Origin of the sequence: Micromonospora phytophila, assembly GCF_023656545.1 — a bacterium.
In the GTDB taxonomy this organism is placed as follows: domain Bacteria; phylum Actinomycetota; class Actinomycetes; order Mycobacteriales; family Micromonosporaceae; genus Micromonospora; species Micromonospora phytophila.
Genome location: NZ_JAMOKF010000244.1, coordinates 1 through 8,418, shown reverse-complemented (window position 1 = coordinate 8,418; position 8,418 = coordinate 1). Strand labels below are relative to the sequence as shown.

Genomic DNA, 8,418 nt, shown 5'->3' with positions numbered 1-8,418 from the left:
ACATGGCCGACCGGGCCGGGCCGGTGACCGGCGCCACCTGCGCGACGAGAGCGGCCCGGTCAGGCAGGGCGACCTGGCCGGCGAAGACCGCCGCCGCGGTGACCTCGCTGGACCCCGCGTCGTACGGCGTGCCGTCGGGCGGGCAGCACTCCGGCTCGGCGCAGAGGTAGGACCAGTACCGGCCGTCGGTCACCCGCAGGGCGTCGTGCACGGTCAGCCCCGCGCCGGTCAGCGCGGCGCGCACCGCGTCCACCGCCGGGGTGACCCGGTCCGCCGGACCGTAGCCCAGCACGGTGGCGGTCTCGGCGCGCTGCCGGGCGATCACGCCGGCCAGGTGCCGGGCCGGGTCGACCGGATCAGCGAGATCGGGCAGGTCGGCCCGGGCGGCGAAGGTGATCCGACGACCGCGCATCGCCACCACCACGACACTGTCGGCCGGGTGGAAGCCGAGCAGGTAGGGCACGGCGGCGATGAGGTCGGCGGGGGAACGGACGGCGAGCCGGGGGCGGTCGGTCGAGGTCATGGGTGGCAGCCTCCGACCCGGAGAACCCGCTCGGCAGGCCCTGTGGACGACACGCAGGTTATCCACAGTCACGCAGAGTATTTCCCCTGCTCATCCCCCACCCCCGACCCTCCCCGAACCCCCCGCCTCCGAAACCGACCACGACCACCAATCACCGACCGCCGACGGGAAGCCTCCATTCGCCCGTTGGCGGCTACGGCAAAGCCGATCCTGGAAGGAAAGAGCCCTCAGAGGGGCCGAAAACTTCCAAGATCTCAAGCACCCGCTCGCGCGGAACACGGATGCCGGCTGCGGCTGCCGGGTCGGTGGAGGACGGGGCCGGTGATGGGCGGGGGCGGTGAAGGGGTGGGCCCGGCGGAGAGCGGGCCGACGGAGGAGCGGGCCGACGGAGGAGCGGGCCGACGGAGGAGCGGGCCGACGGAGGAGCGGGCCGACGGAGGAGCGGGCCGACGGAGCGACGAAGGGGGCCGGAGCGGTGGAGGGGCCGAGCCGGCGAAGGGTGGGGTGGGTGGAGGGAGACGCGCAAGGTCGGTGGGAGGGGCTACCTTGCGCAGATGGACCTGGCGTACCTGCGGGCGCACCCGGAGCACCTGCCGACCTTCCTGACCCATCAGCGGATCCGGGAGACGCCGGTCTCCGGCGGCGACATCTGCGCCGCCTCCCGCCTCACCCTGGACGACGGTCACTCCGTCTTCGCCAAGACCTGGCCGGAGCGGTCGGAACGGCCGGTGCCGGAGGGCTTCTTCGCCACCGAGGCGGCCGGGCTGCGCTGGCTGCGCGAGGCGGGCACGGTCGCCGTGCCGGAGGTGCTCGTGGCGCTGCCGGAGCTGCTCGCGCTGGAGTGGGTCGACCCGGGTGAGCCGACCCCGGAGGCGGCCGAGCGCTTCGGCCGGGAACTGGCCGGGCTGCACCGGGCTGGCGCGCCGGCGTTCGGCGCGGAGTGGACGACCGGCTTCGTCGGCGCCCTGCCGCAGGACAACACCCCGGACGAGGGCCCCTGGTCCCGCTGGTTCGCGCAGCGGCGACTGCTGCCGTACCTGCGCCGGTCGGTCGACAACGGCGCGCTGACCGACGCCGAGACCCGGTCGGTCGAGGAGGTGGTCGGGCGGATCGCCGAGTTCGGCGGGGACGAGCCGCCGGCCCGGATCCACGGCGACCTCTGGCCGGGCAACGTGCTCTGGGGCGCCGACGACCGGGTGTGGCTGGTGGACCCGGCGGCGCACGGCGGGCACCGGGAGACCGACCTGGCGCAGCTGGCGCTCTTCGGCGGCGCGCCGCACCTCGACCGGGTCCTCGCCGCGTACGCGGAGACGTGGCCGCTGGCCGACGGCTGGCGGGAGCGGGTGCCGCTGCACCAGCTCCACCTGATGCTGGTGCACACCGCCCTGTTCGGCGGCGCGTACCGCGATGCGGTCACCCGGACCTCCCGGTCGGCCCTGGCCGGGCTCGGGCGCGCTACGGTCGACGGGTGAGCGTCGCCCCGCCGACCGTCGGCGTCCTCGTCGACCGGTTCGACCGCGTCGCTCGGGACCTCCGGGTCTCCCTGACCGACAAGTGCAACCTGCGCTGCACGTACTGCATGCCGGCGGAGGGTCTGCCCTGGCTGGCGGGGCCGCAGCTGCTCGGCGACGACGAGGTCGTCCGGCTGGTCCGGGTCGCGGTGCGGCAGCTCGGGGTGACCGAGGTGCGGTTCACCGGCGGCGAGCCGTTGATCCGGCCGGGCCTGGTGGGCATCGTGGCCGCCGTCGCGGCGTTGGAGCCGCGTCCCCGGATCTCGGTGACGACCAACGGCATCGGGCTGGACCGGCTCGCCCCCGCGCTGCGCGCCGCCGGGCTGGACCGGGTGAACGTCTCGTTGGACACCCTCGATGCCGAGCGGTTCACCCGGCTGACCCGGCGGGACCGGCTCGCCGACGTGCTGGCCGGCCTGGCCGGGGCGGCGGCCGCCGGGCTCACCCCGGTCAAGATCAACTCGGTGCTGATGCGGGGGACCAACGACGACGAGGCCCCGGCGCTGCTGCGCTTCGCCCTCGACCACGGCTACGAGCTGCGGTTCATCGAGCAGATGCCGCTCGACGCCCAGCACGGGTGGGACCGTACGACGATGGTCACCGCCGACGAGATCCTGGCCGCCCTGCGTACCCGCTTCGAGTTGGCCCCGGACCCGGCGGAGCGCGGCGCGGCCCCCGCCGAGACCTGGCTGGTCGACGGCGGCCCGGCCAGGGTCGGCGTGATCGCCAGCGTGACCCGCCCCTTCTGTGGCGACTGCGACCGCACCCGGCTCACCGCCGACGGCCAGGTGCGCGCCTGCCTCTTCGCCACGGAGGAGTCCGACCTGCGCGGCGCGCTGCGGGCCGGGGTGGACGACGACGAGCTGGCCCGGCGCTGGCGCGCCGCGATGTGGGGCAAGCGGGCCGGTCACGGCATCGACGACCCGGCCTTCCTGCAACCCGCCCGGCCGATGTCGGCCATCGGAGGTTGACCGTGGCGCACCTGACGGACGTGGCACCGCTCACCGTCCGGTTCTTCGCTGGGGCGCGGGCCGCCGCCGGCCGGGCCGAGGAGATCGCATCCGCCGGCCGCAGTCTGGACGAACTCATCGTGGAGCTCGCCGAGCGGCACGGCGAGCGACTCGCCGCCGTGCTGCGGGTGGCGAGTTTCCTGGTCGACGGCGTGACCTGTCATGATCGACGGGCACCGCTGCCGGCCGGGGCCACGATCGACGTCCTGCCCCCCTTCGCGGGCGGCTGAGGGAGAAACACATGTTGGCGGTACTGGCTTTCGTGGCCACCATGGGGCTGGTCACCGGCCTGATCCACCTCTACCTGTGGAAGCGGCTGGTGCGCGACACCACGACCCCGGGGCGCTGGCGGCGGATCGGCGGGGTCACCGCACTGGTGCTCGCGCTGCTCGTACCGGCGACCATGGCCGGCACCCAGGCGGGGCTCTACTGGCTCGCCTGGCCGGGCTACCTCTGGCTCGCCGTGATGTTCTACCTGCTGGTCCTGCTCGTCGCGCTGGAAGTGCCGATGCTGGTGGCGAAGCTGGTGCTGCGCCGCCGGGTCGCCGCCGCCGAGCCGACCACCGCCGCGCCCGAGCCGGCCCTGGTCGGCGCGGCCGGCCCCGCTGACCCGCCGGCCACCGGCGCGCTCGCGCAACCCGACCACGACCCCGCCCGCCGGTTGCTGCTCGCCCGGGGGGCGGCGATCTTCGCGGGACTCACCGCCACCGGCGTCACCGGGTACGGCATCCGCACCGCGCTCGGCCCGCCGCAGCTGGACCGGGTGCGGATTCCGCTGGCGAAGCTTCCCCGGAGCATGGACGGTCTGCGGATCGCCACGGTCAGTGACATCCACCTCGGTCCGCTGCGCGGCCGGGCGCACACCGAGCGGATCGTGGCCGCGATCAACCGGCTCGACGCCGACATCGTCACGGTCGTCGGCGACCTGGTCGACGGTTCGGTCGCGGAGTTGGGCGAGGCGGCGGCGCCGCTGCGGAACCTGCGCTCCCGCTACGGCAGCTTCTTCGTCACCGGCAACCACGAGTACTACTCCGGGGTCGAGGAGTGGGTGCAGGAGGTCGACCGGCTGGGGCTGCGGGTGCTGCAGAACCAGCGGTTGGAGATCCAGGCCCGGGGCGGCGTGCTCGACCTGGCCGGGATCAACGACGTCACGGCCATCGGCACCGGGCTGGCCGCGCCCGCGGACTTCGCCGCCGCGCTCGGCGGCCGCGACCCGAGCCGCCCGGTGGTGCTCCTGGCCCACCAGCCGATCGCCGCGCTGCAGGCGGCGAAGTTCGGCGTGGACCTCCAGCTCTCCGGGCACACCCACGGCGGCCAGATGGTGCCGTTCAACTATTTGGTGAAGCTCCAGCAGCCGGTGGTCTCCGGTCTGGGCGAGGTCGACGGCACCAAGGTCTACGTCACCAACGGCGCCGGCTTCTGGGGCCCCCCGGTCCGCGTCGGCGCCAACCCCCAAATCAGCCTGGTCGAACTCCGCGCTCCCTGACCCCCGCGTCGATCATGAGGTTAGCGGTGCGAAATGCCGCAATCCGCACCGCTAACCTCATGATCAACCGCTGAGCTCCGGGTGGGGTGGGGATTGCTCAGGTCACGCGTACGCGTGGCGGCGGGCGGGTAGTGGACCGGGCGTGACAGGATGCGGCGTGCCTCCGTTCAGCGCCGCAACCCCCGGTGGCGTCCCCCCGTTCGTCGCGGACCTGCACATCCACTCCAAGTACTCGCGCGCGTGCAGCCGCGACCTCACCCTGCCGAACCTCGGCTGGTGGGCCCGGCGCAAGGGCATCGCGGTGCTCGGCACCGGCGACTTCACCCACCCCGCCTGGTACGACCACCTCCGCGACACCCTGCACCCGGCCGAGCCCGGCCTGCACCGGCTCAGCCCCGAGGCGGAGCGGGACATCGCGCGGCGGCTGCCGCCCCGGCTGGCCAGTGAGGCCGAGACGGACCCGGTCCGGTTCATGCTCAGCGTGGAGATCTCCACGATCTACAAGCGGGACGACCGGACCCGCAAGGTGCACCACCTGATCTACCTGCCCGACCTGGACGCGGTGGCCCGGTTCAACGCCGCGCTGGGGCGGATCGGCAACCTCGGCTCGGACGGTCGGCCGATCCTCGGCCTGGACTCCCGGGACCTGCTGGAGATCACGCTGGAGGCGAGCCCGGACGGCTACCTGGTACCGGCGCACATCTGGACGCCGTGGTTCTCCGCGCTCGGTTCCAAGTCCGGCTTCGACGCCATCGCCGACTGCTACGCCGACCTCGCCGAGCACATCTTCGCGGTGGAGACCGGCCTCTCCTCCGACCCGGAGATGAACTGGCGGGTCGCCAGCCTGGACCGCTACCGGCTGGTCTCCAACTCCGACGCGCACTCGCCGCCGGCGCTGGCCCGGGAGGCGACGGTCTTCGACTCCGCCCGCGACTACTTCGCCATCCGGGAGGCACTGCGCACCGGTGACGGGCTGGCGGGCACGATCGAGTTCTTCCCCGAGGAGGGGAAGTACCACGCGGACGGCCACCGGCTCTGCGGCGTCAACTGGACGCCGGAGCGGACCATGGCCGCCGACGGACGCTGCCCCGAGTGCGGCAAGCCGCTGACCGTCGGGGTGCTGAGCCGGGTGGCGGAGCTGGCCGACCGCCCGGAGGGGCACCGACCGGCGCACGCCCCGGACGTCACCCACCTCGTGCAGCTCGGCGAGATCCTCGGCGAGATCAACAAGGTGGGCGCCCGGTCGAAGAAGGTCGAGGGGAAGCTCAACGAGCTGGTCGCCGCGCTCGGCCCGGAGCTGGAGATCCTCACCCGCACCCCGCTGGACGAGATCGGCCGGGTCGGTGGGGAACTGCTCGCCGAGGGCATCGGCCGGCTGCGCCGCGGCGAGGTCCGCCGGGTGCCCGGCTACGACGGCGAGTACGGCGTGATCACCCTCTTCGACCCCGCCGAGCTGGGCGCGCAGGCGACGGGGGCGCAGGCGGAGACGCTCTTCGACGTACCCGTGCCGGCGCAGCGCACGCCCGCGGAGCCGGCGGCCCGGCCGAAGGCCCGCCGCCCGGCGGCGGTCAGGACCGAGCCGAAGCGCAAGGCCGCCCCGCCCCCGCCACCCCCGCCGATCGCGCCGCAGCCCTCGCCGCACGAGCCCTTCGAGCCGATGCTCGCCGGCATGGAAGAGGTCGGCACCGGGCTGCTGGACCGGTTGGACGCGATGCAGCGGGTGGCCGCCTCCGCACCGGGTGGCCCGCTGCTCATCGTGGCCGGCCCGGGCACCGGCAAGACCCGCACGCTGACCCACCGGATCGCGTACCTCTGCGCGGAGCTGAACGTCTTCCCCGAGCAGTGCCTGGCGATCACCTTCACCCGGCGGGCCGCCGAGGAGCTGCGGCACCGCCTCGACGGGCTGCTCGGCCCGGTCGCCGAGGACGTCACCGTCGGCACCTTCCACTCGCTGGGGCTGGCCCTCCTGCGGGAGAACGCCGACGCCGCCGGGCTGCCGGCGGACTTCCGGATCGCCGACGACGCGGATCGGGCCGCCGCCCGCGTCGAAGCCAGTGACGACCAGGCCCGCTACACCGCGCTGCTGCGCAAGCAGGACCTGGTCGACCTCGACGAGCTGCTCACCCTGCCGGTCGAGCTGCTGCGCGCGGACCGGAAGCTGGTGCAGCGGTACCGCGAGCGCTGGCGCTGGATCTTCGTCGACGAGTACCAGGACGTCGACGCGGTCCAGTACGAGCTGCTGCGCCTGCTCAGTCCCCCCGACGGCAACCTCTGCGCGATCGGCGACCCCGACCAGGCCATCTACTCCTTCCGCGGTGCCGACGTCGGCTACTTCCTGCGCTTCTCGCAGGACTTCACCGACGCCCGGCTGGTCCGGCTCAACCGCAACTACCGCTCCTCCGCGCCGATCCTGGCCGCCGCGGTGCAGGCCATCGCGCCGTCGTCGCTGGTGCGCGGTCGCCGGCTCGACCCGGCCCGGCTCGACCCGGAGGCCCCGCTAGTGGGTCGCTACCCCGCGGCCTCGGTCGCCGACGAGGCCGATTTCGTGGTACGCACCATCGACGAACTGGTCGGCGGCCTCTCCCACCGGTCGCTGGACTCGGGCCGGATCGACGGCCGGTCGACCGCGCTCTCCTTCTCCGACATCGCGGTGCTCTACCGCACCGACGCCCAGGCCGCGCCGATCGTGGACGCCCTGGCCCGGGCGAACATCCCGGTGCAGAAGCGCTCGCACGACCGGCTGCGGGACCGACCCGGGGTGGCCGCCATCGCCCGCGAGCTGCGCCACGCCGACGGACTCGACGGTTCGCTGGCCGCCCGCGTCCGGCTGGCCGGGCAGGTGCTGGCGGAGCGCTTCGCCGTGCCGACGCTGGACGGCACCGCCGCGGTCCGCCCCGAGGACGTCCGCTCGGCGGTCGACCTGCTCACCCCGCTGGCCCGCCGCTGCGGTGACGACCTGCCGCTCCTGTTGTCCCAACTGGCCACCGGGGCGGAGGTGGACGCCCTCGACCCGCGCGCCGAGGCGGTCACCCTGCTGACCCTGCACGCGGCCAAGGGGCTGGAGTTCCCGGTGGTCTTCCTGGTCGGGGCCGAGGACGGCCTGCTGCCGCTGCGCTGGCCCGGCAGCACGCCGGACGACGACGCGGTCGCCGAGGAGCGGCGGCTCTTCTTCGTCGGGCTGACCCGGGCCCAGGACCGGCTGTACGTCAGCCACGCCGCCCGCCGCAGCCGGCACGGCTCGGAGCGCGAGTGCGCCCCGACGCCCTTCCTGGACGTCATCGACCCGGGCCTGTTCGAACGCTTCGGCGAGGCCGAGCCGCGCCGCCCCCGGGACCGCCAGCTCCGCCTGATCTGAGGCCCGAGGAGGGCCCTGTCACCGTTACGCGGGTGGCAGGCACCTGGCCGGGTCAGCTGAGCAGCACCGCCAGCCAGGCGCCGGTGAGCAGGGCCGGACCGAGCGGCAGCAGGGTCTCCGGGCGCGCCCGTCGGGTGGCGAGCAGCCCGAGCGCGACCACACCGTGCAGCAGGTGTGGCACGACCAGCCCGGCGATCAGGGCGTCCCGCCCCAGCCAGCCGAGCGGCAACCCGAGCACCGCCGCGAGCTTCACGTCCCCGAAGCCCAGCCGGGAGCCGGGCAGCAGCGCCAGCAGCACGTACGCCGCACCGGAGAACGTCGCGCCGGCCAGCGCGCCGGCCAGTCGGCCCGGGGTCCCGGCCAGCGACGCCGCGCCGGTCAGGCCGACGGCGGCGACCAGGGCGGCCGTGCCGACGAGCGGGTCGGGCAGCCGCAGGCAGGCCAGGTCGACCACGGCCAGCACCAGCCCCACCGCCGCCAGCGCGAGGAAGGTGGGCAGCGCCGGGTCCAAGCCCAGCGCGGCGGCGAGCCCG

Annotated in this window: 7 protein-coding genes; 5 read left to right on the top strand and 2 right to left on the bottom strand. The window is 74.6% G+C overall.

Annotation, left to right across the window (positions count from 1 at the left end):
- The coding region (locus tag NCC78_RS23150; RefSeq protein ID WP_250797022.1) for a DUF4192 domain-containing protein at positions 1-523 on the bottom strand (523 nt) is incomplete at its 3' end.
- A 554-nt stretch (positions 524-1,077) separates the two neighbouring features.
- Between NCC78_RS23150 and NCC78_RS23145 the strand changes: the two genes are divergently transcribed.
- From NCC78_RS23145 to NCC78_RS23125, 5 genes are all read left to right on the top strand, one after another.
- Positions 1,078-1,995, top strand: a complete 918-nt coding sequence (locus NCC78_RS23145) for a fructosamine kinase family protein (protein ID WP_250797021.1) — start codon at positions 1,078-1,080, stop codon at positions 1,993-1,995.
- A complete protein-coding gene (moaA, locus tag NCC78_RS23140) occupies positions 1,992-3,005 on the top strand; it encodes a GTP 3',8-cyclase MoaA (protein ID WP_250797019.1) in 1,014 nt (337 codons plus the stop codon). The genes NCC78_RS23145 and moaA overlap by 4 nt, the downstream gene beginning before the upstream one ends.
- Positions 3,006-3,007: 2 nt before the next feature.
- The gene (locus tag NCC78_RS23135; RefSeq protein ID WP_250797018.1) at positions 3,008-3,274 is read left to right on the top strand and encodes a MoaD/ThiS family protein; all 267 of its coding nucleotides are present in this window, start codon (positions 3,008-3,010) and stop codon (positions 3,272-3,274) included.
- A gap of 11 nt (positions 3,275-3,285) precedes the next feature.
- Positions 3,286-4,530: a metallophosphoesterase gene (locus tag NCC78_RS23130; RefSeq protein ID WP_250797017.1), complete on the top strand. Its 1,245-nt coding sequence runs from the start codon at positions 3,286-3,288 to the stop codon at positions 4,528-4,530.
- A 157-nt stretch (positions 4,531-4,687) separates the two neighbouring features.
- Positions 4,688-7,885, top strand: a complete 3,198-nt coding sequence (locus NCC78_RS23125) for a UvrD-helicase domain-containing protein (RefSeq protein WP_250797016.1) — start codon at positions 4,688-4,690, stop codon at positions 7,883-7,885.
- Between the two features lie 52 nt (positions 7,886-7,937).
- On the opposite strand, the gene NCC78_RS23120 is transcribed toward NCC78_RS23125, so the two are convergent.
- Positions 7,938-8,418: prepilin peptidase (locus tag NCC78_RS23120; RefSeq protein WP_250797014.1), on the bottom strand; the 481-nt coding region annotated here is incomplete at its 5' end.